Source organism: Acinetobacter sp. 10FS3-1 (genome assembly GCF_013343215.1).
Classification (GTDB): Bacteria; Pseudomonadota; Gammaproteobacteria; order Pseudomonadales; family Moraxellaceae; genus Acinetobacter; species Acinetobacter lwoffii_C.
The window spans coordinates 482,754-499,697 of sequence record NZ_CP039143.1 but is presented as its reverse complement, the minus strand read 5'-3'; the positions used below and the strand labels follow the sequence as shown (position 1 = coordinate 499,697).

16 protein-coding genes and 4 tRNA genes are annotated in these 16,944 nt (G+C 43.5%); 12 read left to right on the top strand and 8 right to left on the bottom strand.

Annotation, left to right across the window (positions count from 1 at the left end):
• The first annotated feature begins 151 nt into the window (after positions 1 to 151).
• The 4 genes from miaB to E5Y90_RS02270 all read left to right on the top strand — a co-directional run bounded on the left by miaB (position 152) and on the right by E5Y90_RS02270 (position 3,771).
• The gene (gene miaB / locus E5Y90_RS02285; protein WP_174659294.1) at positions 152 to 1,609 is read left to right on the top strand and encodes a tRNA (N6-isopentenyl adenosine(37)-C2)-methylthiotransferase MiaB; all 1,458 of its coding nucleotides are present in this window, start codon (positions 152 to 154) and stop codon (positions 1,607 to 1,609) included.
• Positions 1,610 to 1,646: 37 nt separating this feature from the next.
• Positions 1,647 to 2,729 (top strand): PhoH family protein, encoded by a 1,083-nt coding sequence (locus E5Y90_RS02280; protein ID WP_174659293.1) that lies wholly within the window; start codon positions 1,647 to 1,649, stop codon positions 2,727 to 2,729.
• Between the two features lie 18 nt (positions 2,730 to 2,747).
• Entirely contained in the window at positions 2,748 to 3,230 is a 483-nt protein-coding gene (ybeY, locus tag E5Y90_RS02275) for an rRNA maturation RNase YbeY (RefSeq protein WP_174659292.1), read from the top strand.
• A gap of 142 nt (positions 3,231 to 3,372) precedes the next feature.
• The gene (locus E5Y90_RS02270; protein WP_174659291.1) at positions 3,373 to 3,771 is read left to right on the top strand and encodes a hypothetical protein; all 399 of its coding nucleotides are present in this window, start codon (positions 3,373 to 3,375) and stop codon (positions 3,769 to 3,771) included.
• A 194-nt stretch (positions 3,772 to 3,965) separates the two neighbouring features.
• Here the strand turns inward: E5Y90_RS02270 and E5Y90_RS02265 are convergent, their stop codons facing one another.
• Complete coding sequence (locus E5Y90_RS02265) at positions 3,966 to 4,823, bottom strand: energy transducer TonB (RefSeq protein WP_171478839.1); 858 nt, start codon at positions 4,821 to 4,823, stop codon at positions 3,966 to 3,968.
• A 263-nt stretch (positions 4,824 to 5,086) separates the two neighbouring features.
• Between E5Y90_RS02265 and E5Y90_RS02260 the strand changes: the two genes are divergently transcribed.
• The 4 genes from E5Y90_RS02260 (at position 5,087) to E5Y90_RS02245 (ending at position 8,367) form a co-directional block, all read left to right on the top strand.
• Positions 5,087 to 5,773 carry a hypothetical protein gene (locus E5Y90_RS02260; RefSeq protein ID WP_174659290.1) on the top strand — a complete coding sequence of 229 codons (687 nt, stop codon included), beginning with the start codon at positions 5,087 to 5,089 and terminating at the stop codon, positions 5,771 to 5,773.
• A 158-nt stretch (positions 5,774 to 5,931) separates the two neighbouring features.
• Positions 5,932 to 6,642, top strand: coding sequence for a DUF3108 domain-containing protein (locus tag E5Y90_RS02255; RefSeq protein WP_174659289.1), 711 nt, complete (start codon positions 5,932 to 5,934; stop codon positions 6,640 to 6,642).
• Between the two features lie 90 nt (positions 6,643 to 6,732).
• Complete coding sequence (locus tag E5Y90_RS02250) at positions 6,733 to 7,308, top strand: xanthine phosphoribosyltransferase (RefSeq protein ID WP_151204924.1); 576 nt, start codon at positions 6,733 to 6,735, stop codon at positions 7,306 to 7,308.
• A 687-nt stretch (positions 7,309 to 7,995) separates the two neighbouring features.
• A complete protein-coding gene (locus E5Y90_RS02245; protein WP_174659288.1) occupies positions 7,996 to 8,367 on the top strand; it encodes a hypothetical protein in 372 nt (123 codons plus the stop codon).
• Positions 8,368 to 8,413: 46 nt separating this feature from the next.
• Here E5Y90_RS02245 and wrbA read toward each other — a convergent pair whose 3' ends face one another.
• A complete protein-coding gene (wrbA, locus tag E5Y90_RS02240) occupies positions 8,414 to 9,010 on the bottom strand; it encodes an NAD(P)H:quinone oxidoreductase (protein ID WP_174659287.1) in 597 nt (198 codons plus the stop codon).
• A 112-nt stretch (positions 9,011 to 9,122) separates the two neighbouring features.
• Here wrbA and E5Y90_RS02235 point away from each other — a divergent pair, with 112 nt between their 5' ends.
• Positions 9,123 to 10,370 (top strand): YihY family inner membrane protein, encoded by a 1,248-nt coding sequence (locus tag E5Y90_RS02235; RefSeq protein ID WP_151204921.1) that lies wholly within the window; start codon positions 9,123 to 9,125, stop codon positions 10,368 to 10,370.
• A gap of 477 nt (positions 10,371 to 10,847) precedes the next feature.
• Here the strand turns inward: E5Y90_RS02235 and E5Y90_RS02230 are convergent, their stop codons facing one another.
• Together E5Y90_RS02230 and E5Y90_RS02225 are read right to left on the bottom strand one after the other, a co-directional pair.
• Complete coding sequence (locus tag E5Y90_RS02230; RefSeq protein WP_174659286.1) at positions 10,848 to 11,489, bottom strand: fumarylacetoacetate hydrolase family protein; 642 nt, start codon at positions 11,487 to 11,489, stop codon at positions 10,848 to 10,850.
• Positions 11,490 to 11,515: 26 nt separating this feature from the next.
• Positions 11,516 to 12,013, bottom strand: coding sequence for a YcxB family protein (locus tag E5Y90_RS02225; RefSeq protein WP_174659285.1), 498 nt, complete (start codon positions 12,011 to 12,013; stop codon positions 11,516 to 11,518).
• Positions 12,014 to 12,532: 519 nt separating this feature from the next.
• Between E5Y90_RS02225 and E5Y90_RS02220 the strand changes: the two genes are divergently transcribed.
• Entirely contained in the window at positions 12,533 to 12,751 is a 219-nt protein-coding gene (locus E5Y90_RS02220) for a hypothetical protein (RefSeq protein ID WP_174659284.1), read from the top strand.
• A gap of 62 nt (positions 12,752 to 12,813) precedes the next feature.
• Here the strand turns inward: E5Y90_RS02220 and E5Y90_RS02215 are convergent.
• The 4 genes from E5Y90_RS02215 to E5Y90_RS02200 form a co-directional block, all read right to left on the bottom strand.
• A tRNA-Arg gene (locus E5Y90_RS02215) sits at positions 12,814 to 12,890 on the bottom strand.
• A gap of 519 nt (positions 12,891 to 13,409) precedes the next feature.
• Positions 13,410 to 13,486 (bottom strand) — tRNA-Arg (locus tag E5Y90_RS02210).
• Between the two features lie 47 nt (positions 13,487 to 13,533).
• Positions 13,534 to 13,610: transfer RNA gene (locus tag E5Y90_RS02205), tRNA-Arg, on the bottom strand.
• Positions 13,611 to 13,624: 14 nt separating this feature from the next.
• Positions 13,625 to 13,714, bottom strand: a tRNA-Ser gene (locus tag E5Y90_RS02200).
• A 262-nt stretch (positions 13,715 to 13,976) separates the two neighbouring features.
• Here E5Y90_RS02200 and rnr point away from each other — a divergent pair.
• Complete coding sequence (gene rnr, locus E5Y90_RS02195) at positions 13,977 to 16,424, top strand: ribonuclease R (protein ID WP_174659283.1); 2,448 nt, start codon at positions 13,977 to 13,979, stop codon at positions 16,422 to 16,424.
• Positions 16,425 to 16,512: 88 nt separating this feature from the next.
• Positions 16,513 to 16,917 carry a hypothetical protein gene (locus E5Y90_RS02190; RefSeq protein ID WP_228723968.1) on the top strand — a complete coding sequence of 135 codons (405 nt, stop codon included), beginning with the start codon at positions 16,513 to 16,515 and terminating at the stop codon, positions 16,915 to 16,917.
• Positions 16,918 to 16,944 lie beyond the last annotated feature (27 nt).

The following is a 16,944-nucleotide window of genomic DNA, read 5'->3' as shown; positions in this document are numbered from 1 at the left end:
ACCCCTAATTTAGGCTATAAGTTTAAGCCACTTTCCTGCTAAAATATGCGCCATTTAAAGATTTCAATCTGTGAACTGAATCCTTCTTGAGCTGCGTGTTCATCAACTGCCAGTTCATTCACATTCGAGCTATTATTTTGTAGGAGCCTTCATGACGGTTCAAACCTTCATTCCGAATGGTGCCCCAGCTGCCTCAGAAAACACTGTTACCCAGCCAGCGCACACCCTAGCCAGCGATCCTTCAGTCAAAAAGCTGTATATCGAAACGCAAGGGTGTCAGATGAATGAGTATGACAGTCATCGTATGGCAGACCTGTTGGGCGACTCACATGGTTATGTCCTGACCAGCAATCCCAAAGAAGCCGATGTACTGCTTATGAACACCTGCTCAATCCGTGAAAAGGCACAGGAAAAAGTCTTTTCTGAACTGGGCCGCTGGCGCAAGCTCAAAGAACAGAATCCTGATCTGATTATCGGGGTCGGTGGTTGCGTGGCCTCTCAGGAAGGCGACAATATTCAAAAACGTGCCAATTATGTGGATATGATTTTTGGTCCACAAACCCTGCACCGTTTACCGCAAATGCTCGATCAGCATTTTGAACAGGTCGAAAAACCTAAAAAAGAAAAAATCAAATTGGTGGACATTTCCTTTCCAGATATTGAAAAATTCGACTTCCTGCCTGAACCGCGTGTGGAAGGCTATAAGGCCTTTGTGTCGATTATGGAAGGCTGTTCAAAATATTGCTCATTCTGTGTCGTACCTTATACGCGTGGTGAAGAAGTTTCTCGCCCGCTGGATGATGTGCTGGCAGAAATTGCAGGTCTGGCTGAAAAAGGCGTACGTGAGATTTCTCTGCTCGGTCAAAACGTCAATGGCTACCGTGGGGAAACTTTTGACGGCAACATCTGTACCTTTGCCGACTTGTTACGTTTAGTTGCAGAAATTCCGGGTATTGGCCGCATCCGTTATACCACTTCGCATCCACTGGAATTCAATGATGATCTGATCCAATGCTATCGCGATCTGCCACAGATGGTGTCACACCTGCATTTGCCGGTCCAAAGCGGCTCCAATGATGTTCTGCAAGCGATGAAGCGCAACCACACCATTGATGTCTATATCGAAAAGATTGCCAAGCTGCGTAAAGTCCGTCCCGATATGCACCTGTCGTCAGACTTTATCATTGGCTTCCCGGGTGAAACTGATGAAAACTTTGCAGAAACCTATCAGTTTATCCAAGACCTGGATTTTGATCACTCTTATAGCTTTATCTATTCAAAACGCCCTGGTACACCGGCGGCAGAGCTTGAAGACACCACACCTGAAGTCGTAAAAAAAGAACGCCTGGCTAAAGTTCAGCAATGGATCAAACATTCAAGTATTGAGAAAACTGATGCCATGCTCGGCAGCATTCAGCGTGTGCTGATTGAGAAAGTATCCGATAAAGATCCAAACCTGCTTATAGGCACGGCTGATAATACCCGTTTGGTCTCATTTATTGGCGATCCAGCTTGGGTTGGACGTTTTGCCGAAATTGAAATTACCGAAATTAAAACTTTAAATTTTGTTTACGGTGAACTCTTGAATCTTGAGCCTGACGTGGCGTAATGTAGGGGATATACCGACACTTGTATAAGGAACACTCTTGACTGCAACGATTCGACGTACAGTAGCTTTCCCTGGAATTTCAATTGACCGTTTACAAGCCGTTTTGGGCACTTATAACGGTCATTTGAAGCAAATTGAACAACGTTTAGATGTCAAAATTTCCCATCGAGGTGAAAGTTTCTTTATCGATGGTGGAATCGCTGCTGTGGAAAGAGCGGAAACGCTCTTACAGCGCCTGCACGAAGAATCTGAACATAGCCAGCAAATCAGTGCCGACACCCTGCATATGATGATTCAAGGCAGTCAGACTGACCTCGAGCTTCAGGAAGATATTGAAGATCAGGAACATACTGGTCTGGATGCCGTTTGGTTACAAACCCGTAAAGGACGCATTAATCCGCGTGGTGCCAACCAGAAGCGTTATGTTCAGCGCATTTTGCAAAGTGATATTTCGTTTGGTATTGGCCCTGCCGGTACGGGTAAAACCTATCTTGCAGTAGCAGCTGCTGTCGACATGCTGGAACGTAATGAAATCCAGCGTATTCTACTGGTGCGTCCCGCGGTTGAAGCCGGTGAAAAACTCGGCTTTTTGCCAGGTGACTTGAGCCAAAAAATTGATCCCTACCTGCGTCCTCTTTACGATGCCCTGTATGAAATGCTGGGCTTTGAAAAAGTGGCCAAGCTGATTGAACGTCAAATTATCGAAGTGGCACCGCTGGCTTATATGCGTGGTCGGACTTTAAACCACTCCTTTGTCATTTTAGATGAAGCACAAAACACCACACCAGAACAGATGAAGATGTTCCTGACCCGTTTAGGTTTTGGTTCGCGTGCGGTTATCACCGGTGACATCACACAGGTAGATTTACCGCGTGGTCAACAATCTGGGTTGGCGCATGCCTTACGTGTCATTGACAAGATCAAAGAAATTCATATTACTCGCTTCCACTCACGCGACGTGGTACGTCATCAATTGGTGCAGAAAATTGTTGAAGCCTATGAAGGCTGGGATAGCGAACAGCAACGTCTAACGGCAGAACAGCGTGCGGAACGCAAAGCCCGTCAAGAAGCTTTAGTTGCGGACAATGATGCAAAAGCGGATGAGCAACATCAAGACTAAATTATTTAAGGATTCATTTTGAAACTCAATCTTTCCTTGCAGCAAAACTTTCAGTCACCTGAGCTGGTGCTGAAACGTGCCTATATTAAAAAAGTCGCAGAAACTGTGTTACGCCATATCAGCACCCAAAGTGATTGCGAAATGGGGATTGCCTGTGTCGATCATGATGAAAGTCATAAGCTCAACCTGGAATATCGTGGCAAAGATAAACCGACCAATGTCTTGTCCTTTCCCAGTGATATTCCAGATGAAATGGCACAATTTCTGGATGCCTTTCCGATTGGCGATCTGGTGATTTGTATTCCAGTGGTCTTACAGGAAGCCACTGAGCAAGACAAAGCTCCTCTGACACATTTCACCCATATGCTGGTGCATGGCATATTACATTTAATGGGTTATGATCACGAAACTTCAGATGAAGATGCCGAAGAAATGGAAGGTATTGAAATCGACATTCTGGCTAAACTTGGTATTGACAATCCTTATCTGGAACAAAATTAAGATTTCACTATTAAGAATAGCGGGCTTAGGCTCGCTTTTTTATGCCTGTAAATAGCAATCAAGTCAATGCTACTTAATTCAACCAAAGCTATAAAATACAGCTCATAACAATAAAGCTGATTAGCTAAAGTTCAGGATAAAAGTGAAAAAGATTCTTCTGGTATTGCTACTCGTGGGTACTTCCCTTCTATCTTCAACGCTTTATGCAAGTTCAAAGACGGTATGTAAAGAAACCCCGTTTCAAAAAGCAGATGAAGTCTGGACAGGTCATTATTATTTAAATGGCGTCATGGAAACAGGCTCTGAAATGCTGTTATTGCCTGAAGGTAAATTTAAATGGTATCTGGCTTATGGAGCCCTAGAGCAATATGCTGAAGGTAGATGGTGGAAAAATGGCAACTGCATCGGTTTAAAACCTGAGCGTAAATATAAAAAGCATCTGAGGATTTTTCCAAAGCATCTAAAAATTGAAGGCAAATTTTTAAATGTGATTTGGAACAGTTCTGGAGAACACGGTTATTATCATCGTGTGGAAGAATAATTTCAGCATTATGAAAGTTTAACTGAAGGAATAACTGAGGTTGCACTTTCCTACTGGAGCAGCCTGCAGGATATTCATGCCTGGCATCAGGACGCTGAACACCAGGCCGTGCAACAATTCGGTAAAGAGAACTGGTATTGCTATTTCAGCATGGATGTCTGCAAGACACTACGCCATTATGAAACAGCGCCGGATTAACGTACTTCAAATTCTGCCTCTGCCGGATCAAAGCGCCAGGTTCGGATAATACGCAGTTCAGAAATATCTTTCATCTTGCTGTCAAAAGCCCCAAAAGGTGCAGCCTTACGCACTGATGCTTTGGCTGCTTCATCCAGCAAATGATGTCCCGAACTGTCAATCAGGCGAATCGCCCGAATTCCACCGTTCTGGTTTAAAATGACCATCAGGCGCACTTCACCAGCCAGATTTTGCTGTCGGGCGGCATCCGGATAATAGCGGTTACCATAAAACTCCACTTTTTGACGGAATTTTTCCAAATAAGCCGCTGACACATCCTGCTTGGCCTGAATACCATCCACTGTTTTAATCTTTTGCTGACGACTAAAGTTTTGCTGTCGCTGTAAATATTGCGCTTCCAGACTTGCGACCATGGCGGCTTTGGCTTGGAACTGGCTATTGAGCTGTTCCTGCATTTTCTTCCGCTGATTTTCTTCCGCCTGTTTTTGCCAGCTTAAAGTCGTCATCAGGACTTTTTCTTCAAAGCTCAGCTCACGCTGCTGTTGCAGCATATCCGGGCTGTCCTGCTGCTCTTCCCCGGCCTTTTGTTCCGCAAAAGGCGATGGCTGATCGCTCGACATACGATGTACTTCGCGAAACTTGCCTGAACCCTGCTGATCGGTCTGCCCCAGAAAATCTGCCTGCTCAACTTTATTTTCACTTTGACGCAGGCTCACGGCAATTTCCTTGGTCGAGGTTTTCTCATCCTGCGGCATTGCAAATTCCAGAGTCAGCACCACCAGATGCAAGACCACTGCTGCCAGCACGGCACTGCTAAAAACTGGATCTTTCCACCAGACTTTAACCAGAGGCATTAATATCATGATTCATCACATTTGCCGAACTCAGGCCGAGTTCATTCCCCAAAAAAAATATTCACAGCGCCATTTAAGCAAAATGACATCACATTTTATTTTTAAAAATGCCAATTGCATCAAACCATTAACGCTACATAACCAAAACCCTAAAAATGGTGCAATTTATTTTGCTAAACTTCAAGCGTGAACTCTTGTATTTTTTATATAATTCGACAAGATAACTTCCGAATCAAAAAATATAACCGCCAGGATGCTTCAGTATGCAAACGCTTATTTCCAATATTTCTCAACGACTCCGTCAAGCCTATCAAAAGGCCGAGGGATTTATTGAGGATGAGCGTGAATTTCCATTATCACAAGTTTTCCTGAATGCCACCTTCCAGCGCTTTGTCACTGACAACGTTGCTGCTCTTAAAGATCTGCATGCCGATCTGCATGATGACTGGTTACGCCTGTATGCCACACTGGACTACAAGGGACTAGTAGTAACTTTATCAGTAGACCTGAAGCTGGTGCAGATGGAGCTAAATAAGGCAACCCAACTGATTGTATTTGAGCAGATCAGTGATACCCAACTGATTGATGCCAAATATCCAAATATTTTCTATAAATTGGGGGTTCGCTTTGCGCTGTTTTTCTATCAGCGTGTTTTAAACAAAGATCCGCTCGGCATGATTTTGGAAAAACTAGGCGTAATTAAAGTAATCGATGACTTATTGTATTTAGATCTGAATCGCTGGCTAGGCAAGAACCGCTCTGTAATCGACACGCTGGCCAAAGTTCATGTCAATCACGCCGTATTACGTGAAGCGGAGCTGGTGGTCATCGGCAACGTCAACCTCACAGCTCTGTTCAACAAGCTTTCCCAAGCAAGAAGTAATGACATGGATAATGACGAGGTGGATGACGATAAAGTTACGCCCATCAGACAAAAAGATCCTGCTTAAAATAAAAAGCATGTTATTTTTTTATCCAAAATCGAAAAAGACTACATGAAATATACAGTTTTGAGGCGCGTCTCCCTTCAATTTCCATATTTCACCCAAATAATAAAGCGTAAACTTAACAATAGATGCGCTGTTTAAATAACACAGGAAACTTAGGTATGGCAAAAACGGTATTCAAGACTTTAGGAATAACTGCCGGTTTAAGCACTGTACTGTTATTCACTGGAATGAGCCAGGCTTTTGCTATTGCGCCCTTTCAGGCCAGTTATCAATTTAATTATAATGGCAAAAATCTGGGTTCTGCGACTCGTACCCTCAGCAAATCTGGCAACAACTGGACTTATGTCTTTGCCGCCAAAGCCGGAGGAATTGCGTCTGCTACAGAAACCAGCCGTTTTTCCTTTAATAATGGCAAGATTGGTTCAAGCAGTTTCAAGCGTAACAGTAAAATTCTAGTACATAACAACACCTTGACTATGAATTTCAACCCTTCCAGTAAAACAGTTCAGACTCAGAAAGACGAGGAAAAGCGCTCTTTTGCCTGGAAAGCAGATGTACTGGATGAACTGAATGCCGAGTTGCAGATTCGTGAGGATTTGAAAGGATCAGGTTTAAAATCCAACTATTATATTGCGGATGCTAAAGAAATCGAGCCTCGCAAATTTGTCAAACAGGGTACAGAAAATATTACGACTAAATACGGCACTTTTAATACTGTCAAGGTGGTGATGAAACACAGCAAGGCAGGTCGTGAAACTATTTTCTGGCTTGCCCCTAAACTTGACTATCTTCCAGTCAAAGTGACGCATGTTGACAAGAAAACCTCCTATGGTTTACTCCTCACCGACTATAAAGGGGCAAGCAACTAAGGTTTTTGTTGAATTTAGCTTGATTTTTTCCGGGTGCTTTTTACAATACGCTTTTGCTTGAAAAAGCACCTGCTTTTGAGGATTCTCCCCGTGCATGCACTAGAACAGAAAATCTTGGCTGAAGGTATCGTTCTGTCTGAAGAAGTTCTGAAAGTTGATTCTTTCTTAAATCACCAAATCGATCCTGTAATGATGCAACAAATTGGTCAAGAATTTGCGCGTCTGTTTAAAGATAGCGGTATTACCAAAATTATTACTATTGAAGCCTCGGGTATTGCCCCTGCTGTAATGGCAGGTTTGGAACTGGGTGTTCCCGTGATTTTTGCACGTAAATATCAGTCTTTAACACTAAAAGAGGATTTATACCGTTCTAAGGTATTCTCGTTTACCAAGCAGACTGAAAGTACGATTGCCATTTCTAACAAACACATCAGCTCAACCGATAAAGTTCTGGTCATTGATGACTTTCTGGCAAATGGTCAGGCTGCGCTAGGTCTGGCTGACCTGATTCATCAAGCGAAGGCTGAAGTTGTCGGTATTGGTATTGTGATTGAAAAATCCTTCCAGCCAGGCCGTGAACTGTTACTTGAAAAAGGCTATCGTGTTGAATCATTGGCACGTGTAAAGTCGCTGACCAATGGTACGGTTAATTTCGTACGTGACTAAGTCCTAGCATTTCATTTAAAAGCGCCAGATCTGGCGCTTTTTTTAAACATTTTTATAGTCTTAATATCCTCTGTTCTAAGATGCTTATTTCGTTTTATCCAACTTATACCCAATACATCTAACAGGAATTAAATCACATAATAAAAAAACTCTAAAAAAACAGGCGCTATTATTCTTTTTATTTTTAAAGATAAGATAAATTATGTTTCTATTTAAACATCTACTTAATAAGTATAAATATCACATTCTATTGAAAATATAGTTAATCAGTCACTATCCAGCTTATTTACAGCCAGATTAACGCAATATACACCTCAGGCTTTGCAGGTTTAGACTTAGATCAATATCTTCCATCTTGAGTCAATCCTTTAAGTCCGACATAAGGATCAGCAGCAATCATTTAAGCACTCTCAGCTTTCAGTCGGATGCTTCATCAAAATCAGTGTTGTGGTTTGATACCGTGTCACCCTTTATTTTTGATATGCAGGGGGGTTACTTGATTGAAATATGAGTTTATTTACAGCTAAGATACAGTGCCTTAGCCTGAATTCATCTAGAATCAAATCAATATAGCAGCTTTCCGATAGAGCATTTATCATGCTTCGCTATACCATTAGCTATAATGAATAATTGATTCATGTGCTTCATAACAGTCATCTACTCTAGATAAACCAATACCAATTGTTGATGGAAAAACCTATGCAATGTCCTAAATGTAGTTCGGCCGACATCGAAAAACGAGACCATGAGCAATTATTAAAAAAAACCGGTGGTGTATTATTAGCTTCAGCAGGAGCGACGGCGGGAACCGTAGGAGGTGCGGCATCCGGAGCTTCGATTGGAGCCGCCATCGGGACAGTTGCCGGGCCTTTGGGCGTGATTGTAGGCGGTACGGTAGGCACCTTTGTTGGAGCCATTAGCGTAGGCATTACTGGTGGAGTGGTAGGCAATTTCCTTGGTAAAAAAGCCGGTGTATCGGTAGACCGTAACCTCTTTTTAGACTACCAGTGCCTAAGCTGCAAACATAGATTTAGCCTAAAAGCTCAAAACACAGACTAAGCCAGTTGAGGAAATGATTTCCTCATTTCCTCTTGAATTTAAACGCTTAACCCTGATGCAGTTTTAAGGCAACTTCGGCCAGTCGTCTACCTTGTACCTCACAAAGAATCTTTTCATCCTGACTTAAGCCTTGATCATGGCGTGGCCCACTGACATGACTGACACCATAAGGCGTGCCACCCGTTTTGGTATTCGATAAGGCGGGCACCGCATTACTCAATCCTATAATCAACATGCCATGATGAAACAAAGGCGGCAGCATGGTCAGCAACGTGCTTTCCTGTCCGCCATGCATTGAGCCTGATGCGGTAAACACACAGGCCGGCTTGCCATGCAAGGCTCCATTCAACCATAGACTGGTGGTCTGATCCCAAAAATATTTCATTTCAGAGGCCATATTGCCAAAACGTGTCGGCGAACCTAAGGCCAGACCTGAACATTGCGCCAGTTCCTCAATCGTACAGTAAATATCCCCTTCTGCCGGAATACTGGGTTCCGCCTGAGTGACCACGGTGGCAAGATTTGGAACAGTCCGGATTTTTACTGCCATGCCTGCGGCTTCTACACCATTTGCAATCAAATGTGCCATTTCTTTGGTCGAGCCATATTTGCTGTAATATAAAACAAGGATATAAGGTTGCATGCTGACTCTTATTCATTACTAAAAAATAAAACTATACGGTATTTTGCATATTTTTTGGTTAAGCTGGTCAGGGAAAATACATGATGACTAGAAAAATCGAGATTGAGTACAGATGATTTTGGATTATATAAAGAAGTTACCTTTTTATGAGAAACACTGGTTTCAATTTATTCTGTTTGTCCTTGGCCGCTTTGAACATGATCGTTGCCGGGAACAGGCGGGTTCATTAACCTATACCACCCTATTTGCGGTGGTGCCTATGCTGACAGTCTTTCTGGTCATTATCTCCTCCATTAAAGCCCTGGAGCCAGCCCGACAACAGTTACAACAGCTGATTTATAGTAACTTTTTACCCAAAACCACGATTGCTTTTGACAAGGCACTCAGTGCATTTACTGATAAATCCAGCAATTTAACCGTGATTGGTGTGCTGTTTTTATTTGTGACCACCATCCTGATGCTCAGCAGCATTGAAACTGCCTTTAACCGGATCTGGCGGGTCAATAAAACTCGTGGTGGACTCATAGGCTTTATGCGTTACTGGACCATTATCTCGCTTGGCCCCATTTTACTGGGCAGTGCCTTTGTCATTTCCTCAACTTTGGCTTCACTCAATGTCCTGAGCAATAATTTTACCGGATATGAATTGAATGGAACTTTTCTACTCTGGATCATTTCTTTTTCTTTAACGGTCTTGGGCTTTTTTATTTTAAACTGGACCATTCCCAACCGAAGTGTACCGATCAAATCCGCCCTGATTGCGGGCCTGTTTAGTGCAAGCGTATTTGAGCTGCTCAAGAACCTGTTTGGTTTTGTGATGACCAACTTTACCAGCTACGAAATTATCTATGGTGCTTTTGCAGCCATACCGATTTTTCTGCTGTGGATTTATCTGTCATGGAATATTATCCTGCTGGGCGTAGAGATTAGTTATGCCCTGACCGCTTTTGAATCTGGCCGTGACTGCAAACGCCATCCGATGATTATATTGCTGGATTTACTGGCACTATTTTATAAAAAACAAAAAACGGGTGAATGTGTCAGTGAAGCCGAAGCACTCGAGGTTTTGGGACAGGACGAAATTGGACGCTGGCCTAGCTATGTGGACATGTTTGAAAAACAGAATCTGATCAAATGCACCGAGGATAATCAATATGTGCTGGTACGTGACCTGGATCAGGTGAGTTTCTGGAATTTTTATTTACAGTTGCCTTATCCTCTGCCGCACAAGCAGCATCTGAATGATCCTGCCGCAGAGGAAATATGGATGCAGAAACTTTCTTCTAATATTTTGGCCACCGATCAATATCTGGAAGATAAGTTGAGTTTTCCATTATCTGACCTGTTCCGGAATAAATAAACAAGACAACCCCTCTCTCTGGAGAGGGGTTTTCCGATCTATGAGGTTAACTCTTTAGAGATTTTCAGCCAATTACAGCACCAGTGGGCAGAAATAGCTTATGTAGAAGCACATGTACGCCCCATAAAGTTAAGGCTGTGAGAAGGGAAAGAATCGGCACAGAACCTAAGGCGATCTATCAGAGGGCAGTAATATCGCTGGCCGCCGATTTAAGATCACCTGCTGTAATCCCTAGAAGCCACATAATAAAACATGAGGGCAAATGCTTTAACCTCTAAGGCCTGATAATGGTTGATTGATAACCTTGCTTTTCACTTGAAGGAAAATACGATCAAAGCAGCAACAATCCAATATAGACTTTAAAAATATTGAAGCGCTGACTCAAAGCATATAGCTTTGGCCACGATCGGCTTCTCCTGACTCCATGATGATCATAAAAAAAGGAGCCTTTTGGCTCCTTGATCTAAACATCAGGCCTTATTTCACAAAAGTTGACCATAGATAGTCTTTTTCTTTGCCTTTCAGGGTCATGTTCAGCCGGTCACCGAATTGCAGGGCAGCAACACCGGCTGGCGTACCGGTCATCACCACATCTCCGGCTTCCAGCGTAAATACCTGACTGATCTCGACCAGTAAGGTAGCAAGATCAAAAATCAATAAAGCCGTATCGCCTGTTTGACGCCGCTCGTTATTGATGTCAAGCGTATACTGCACATCTTTCCAGTCCGTGATCACATCCGCTACAGGTACCCAGTCCGCCAGCATACAGGAACCATCAAAGGCTTTGGCACGCTCCCAAGGCTGGCCTTTTTTCTTGAGCTCATCCTGAAGGTCACGCAGGGTCAAATCCAGGCCAAGCGTCACAGCGCCAATCGCCTCTAATACTTTGGCAGGATCGCTTTCCTGAGTTAAAGTGCGATCAATACGCAAACTCAACTCACACTCATAGTGGCAGTTGCCCCAAGCCGGATTCCATGTAATTCCCGCATCCAGCGACCTTAAGGCGCTCGGCGGCTTGATAAACAGGACAGGACGATCAGGTACTGCATTCCCCAATTCTTTGGCATGATCTGCATAGCTGCGACCCACACAGACAATTTTTGATGGACGGGTACTCATGATCTGGTTCCTTATCTTGATCTGTCTTATTGCTTGAAAGTATTTTCGAAAAGGCTTTGTTCAGTTGTATCTTTAAAAGCACGCTTAGGGATAATGATAACTGTACGGTTTTTCAGTTCCAGCATATAGGTCAGTTTACCCATCGCAAAAGTTTGTACTTCATTATAATGCACGATCTTGCTGCGTCCATTATTAAAGATTGCCGCATAGTCCTGAAACAGGTCAATCCCCTGCTCACTTTTGCCAAACTGATATTTAATAAACTGGCGTTTGAACATCATCGGTAAAAACCAGTAACGCATAATTGCCTGCAATATCAGGAAAAAGGCCCCAAGTGCCACATAATAGCGCCCGACCCCATCAAAACCCATGGAAAAACCCCAGATAATAATCCCGATACTGACCAAAGGGGTCAGAAAACGGCTGATCTGCTTTTTGCCAAAAGTGGCCAAGGCAAATCCATCCTGAGACTCCTCCAGAGTCAGAAAATAGCGGGTCGATAAGGTTGGTGCTGACTCAGTCATAGCGTCACATCAAAAAATATAATCCTGTTCCATACTATAACAAAATATGCTTAAAACTCATGGCTTATGCGCTTAATTACATAACTTTGCTTTGGTAATAACAGGATTTTAGTTTAGACAAATCCTCATTAAATCAAAAACACTTGCCTAGGCGATGGAATGAAAAGATTAACACCCTATTTAGTGATCAGTAGCGTATTCCCGATACCCCTATCTGCTTTTGCAAAAATTATCTTATGTACAGCCAATCTGCCCAATAAGCTTGATATATTTCAGCGTAATGCCCAGTAACTGGCTGAATTGACGGGCGCAGGCCGCCTGATTTATGCATAGCCAGCCCCTAGAATCCTTTTGTCGATCGTTAAGACCAGCACCAGTCTAAGGCTCAGCTTTATAGCGAAGCCATCGTCCGACATCTTGTCTTAATATCAATCAAAGTCATTGACCAGCAGGCGGCTATTCAGCAGAAATATCAGCTACCTCCCAATTCCGGTATTAAATTTTAAAGTAAATGGGCTAATGCAACGTCATTTAGGAGAGCCTCGCATCAGCATCCTGATGCTGGATGCGCCGATTTCTTATGGCGCTGACAAACTAGAATGGTTGGCTCTCAGTCCGAATAAAATGCTGGTGACCGTAAAGCAGTGGGGTGATCGGCATCAGCCGCAAGGTGTGCTACTCAATAAAATTAAAATCTTGATGTTTGTTGTTATTATTGATTTTTTGTATAAATATTAAAAAAAACATAGACCAAAAAAAACCGCATCAATGTGCGGTTTTTTCAAAATTCTTATCAAGATTGGTGCGCTCAGAGAGATTCGAACTCCCGACCCCTTAGTTCGTAGCCAAGTGCTCTATCCAGCTGAGCTATGAGCGCGACGTCTTGATGGGGTGCATTATATAGAGTTTTTATCAGTTGTTAAGTGTTTTTAATAAAATTAAAACTGAACGTACAGTAATTAAACGATACGAGCCTATTTAAGTTTTTTAAAGAATATTTCTGCAAATTTAGAGCTAAAAGCAATAACTCACATCTGGCAAAATCCAAGAATTGACCAAGTTAATATTTAATTCAATTAAAATCTATTTTTACTCAGATGCTGAATACATAATTGATCGATTCCACGATCAGGACATTTTGTCAGACCGAATGCTCCAGATTCATAGACAATATATTTATTGATTTTCTTACTTCCTGACCAGTACTCGACATGTTTGGGGACAGCAAGCTTTAAAACTTTGAACGGTATGTTTACCAACCAGAAGATCGCCGGCTGCCTGTATCACGCCATCTAGGCTTGGAAACGCCTGAGCATTATTTTTAGCATGAATTTTTTGGGATACGGTGAATTTTGGGCACAAAAAAACCGCTTTGCAAGCGGTTGATTGTTCAAGTTGGTGCGCTCAGAGAGATTCGAACTCCCGACCCCTTAGTTCGTAGCCAAGTGCTCTATCCAGCTGAGCTATGAGCGCGTAACTTGTTTGCCTGATTGGCGATACGTTATTCTTGCTGTACTTATTGGTGCGCTCAGAGAGATTCGAACTCCCGACCCCTTAGTTCGTAGCCAAGTGCTCTATCCAGCTGAGCTATGAGCGCGACATAAGTAAGCGTGGCGGTGAGAGAGGGATTCGAACCCTCGATACAGTTGCCCGTATGCGTCCTTAGCAGGGACGTGGTTTCAGCCACTCACCCATCTCACCGTAACGTGCGGCCATAATACAAATTTCAGCATGGCACTGCAAGCACAGCTTGAAAAAAAAATGCAGTTTTTTGATCGTTTACATACTTTTTAAACAATTTCACTGGTTTTCATCAATTTTTTGCTAGAAAATCCTTGGATATTTCCCATTATCTGTAATGCAGCACCAACCGAAAGCTTAAATAGATTATTGCAATCATTTACGTGCAGTCTGCGCGTACATGACTTATGCTAAACCTACCTCTTAGGACAAATTTAAAGACATGATGAAAAACTGGGTCGATCCTGAAGCAAAAGCTGAAGCCGAACGTTATGAGAACCCGATTCCGAGCCGTACGCTCATTCTCGAAACTATAGAAAAAAATAACGCCCAGTCCCATGCAGACCTGGTGGAATATTTTGAAATTGCTGATCAAAAAAGTATTGAGGCCCTCAGTCATCGCATGATCGCCATGGTGCGTGATGGGCAACTGATGAAAGACGGTTATAAATTCCAGATTGCCACAGAACAGCCCGAATACGAAGCTACGGTATATATCAACTCTAAAGGGATGGGAACGGCGAACATCTCAGGTCAGGACGACCTGCTTCTACCTGAGCGTGAACTGCGTCAGGTTTTTCATGGTGACCGCATCAAGGTGCGTCAGACTTCGATTGATCGTAAAGGCAAGGCCTGGGGCTTTATTACCGACATTATGCAGCACCGCGTAAAACAGGTCATCGGTAAAGTGGCAGAGTATGAAGGTGAATATTTTGTACAACCTGCGCCCCCGAATGCCCATCAACCGATTACTCTTGAAAAAGAGCTGATCGAGCATGCTCAGGTCAAAGTCGGTGATTCGATCCGGGTGGCGATTGACCATTATCCGACCAAGGAAGAATTTGCTACCGGACATATTGTCCAGTCGATGGCGGATCGGGCCGATACTGAAATCATTATTCCGCAAACCATTCTGGAATATGGCCTGCCCTATGAGTTTCCGGAAGAAGTCATCCATGAGGCTGAAAGCTTTAAAGAGCCGACAGCCAAAGACCGCGAAGGCCGGGTCGATTTACGTGATCTGGCGCTGGTGACCATTGATGGTGAAGATGCTCGTGACTTTGATGATGCGGTATATGCAGAAAAACGCCCGGGCGGTGGTTATCGGGTGGTCGTGGCCATTGCCGATGTTAGCCATTATGTCCGTCCAGGCAAGCCACTGGATGATGAAGCCAAAGAGCGTGGTACATCTGTGTATTTCCCGCATTTTGTCTTGCCGATGTTGCCAGAGGCATTATCCAATGGACTATGTTCTTTAAATCCGGATGTTGACCGTCTCTGCATGGTCTGTGATTTAAAGCTGTCACGTGCTGGCCGGGTAACTGGATATGAGTTCTATCCGTCAGTGATGCACTCCAAAGCACGTCTGACCTATGATCAGGTGGCTGCATACTTTGAAGGCGACAGCACAGCTATTACCGAAGACCGTAATGTACGTAAATCGCTCAACACGCTATTTCAGCTTTATCAAGTGCTTAAAGGCTTACGTGCCGAACGGCATGCGATGGAATTTGAAACCGTCGAAACCTATATGACTTTTGATGAGCTGGGCGGAATCAAGGAAATTTTGCCACGCACCCGTAATGATGCTCACAAGCTGATTGAAGAATGCATGCTGCTCGCCAATGTCGCGGCGGCTGAATATGCCCTCAAGCATGAAGTACCGATGCTGTATCGCGTCCATGAAGCGCCCGAGTTTTCACGCATCCAGAAAGTACGTGAGTTTGTCAAACTTCTGGGCCTGCAATTTCCAGAACAACCCACCCAAGCCGATTATCAGGCGGTGATTGAAGCCACCAAGGACCGGATTGATGCACCTAGTATTCATGCCGTGTTATTGCGCTCAATGATGCAGGCTTATTATGGTGCCAAGAATGCGGGGCATTATGGTCTGGCTTATGAAGCATATACGCATTTTACTTCGCCAATTCGCCGCTACCCTGACCTGCTTCTGCATCGTGCGATCAAGACCCATCTGGCACAAAAACCGTACCCGGTGTCAGGTGCCGCTTTAGATGATGCAGGCGAGCATTTCTCGGCCGCAGAACGCCGTGCCGACGAAGCTTCCCGCTCTGTGACGACCTGGCTGAAATGTCACTATATGCAGCAACATCTGGGTGATGAGTTTATCGGGGTGATCAGCGCCACTGCTGAATTCGGCCTGTTTGTCACGCTCAAAGACCTGTATGTTGATGGGATGATCCATGTTAGCCAGCTCGGTGATGACTTCTTTGTCTTCGATCAGGCCAGTCAGAATCTGATCGGACAAAACCGGGGACAGGTCTTTGGTCTGGGTGATGAGGTGAAAATCAAAGTAGCCGGTGTCAATTTGGCAGAACGTAAGATTGATTTTGAATTAGTCCAGCAACTGACCCATGCAGGTCGGGCGATTCGTGTCCGTGCACCACGTGTGGCCGACAAGAAACCGCTATCGCGCCCTGCAGCGACCGAAGAAGTCTTTGGCAAAAGTGAGCGTGAGTCGCGCTCCAGTCTGAACGCAGATGGGGAACAGCCCATACGACGCAAAAAAGCTAAAGGAAAACCCAGCTCTTACAGTCAAAAACCTGCTAAAAAATCTGCAGCAAAGTCTGAAGCAAAGGCTAAAGATAAAGTAAAGAAAAAAGCCAAGGCCAAAAAGAAAAAGTCCAATGCAAAATCCCAGGGTGAATAGTTTTCACCGAGGGTAATATAAAAAAGAGTGCTAAGGCGCTCTTTTTTATATCTATAATTAAAATATTAAAATAGGAGAAATTATAAAAATGGATACCCTAACTATTTTTACTTTGATCACTTCTTTAATGGCTCTACTCCTAACCTACGCAGTATTTAAGTCCAATCAGCAACCACAACTTATTATTTTTGCTACCCCTCATTCTGGGAAAGAGTCTGTAATTCAACTTCATGTTAAAAATATTGGAAAATCTATTGCTCATCATGTAAAAATATCTAGTGATCGACCGATCCCGCGCGCGACATTTAGAATTAAAAAATTAAATTCTGAAAAACAAGATTTTAAAACTGGTATTTTTAAAAATGGAGTCAAAGTATTTCCACCCAATCAAAGCCAGATATACGATTGGGGGCAATACGGCGGCCTTAGAGATGCTTTAGCCAATAATCCGATCCTTATAAAAGCCACATATATTGGTATCAACATCCTCTAAACGTATGGAAAACTAAAATCACTAATA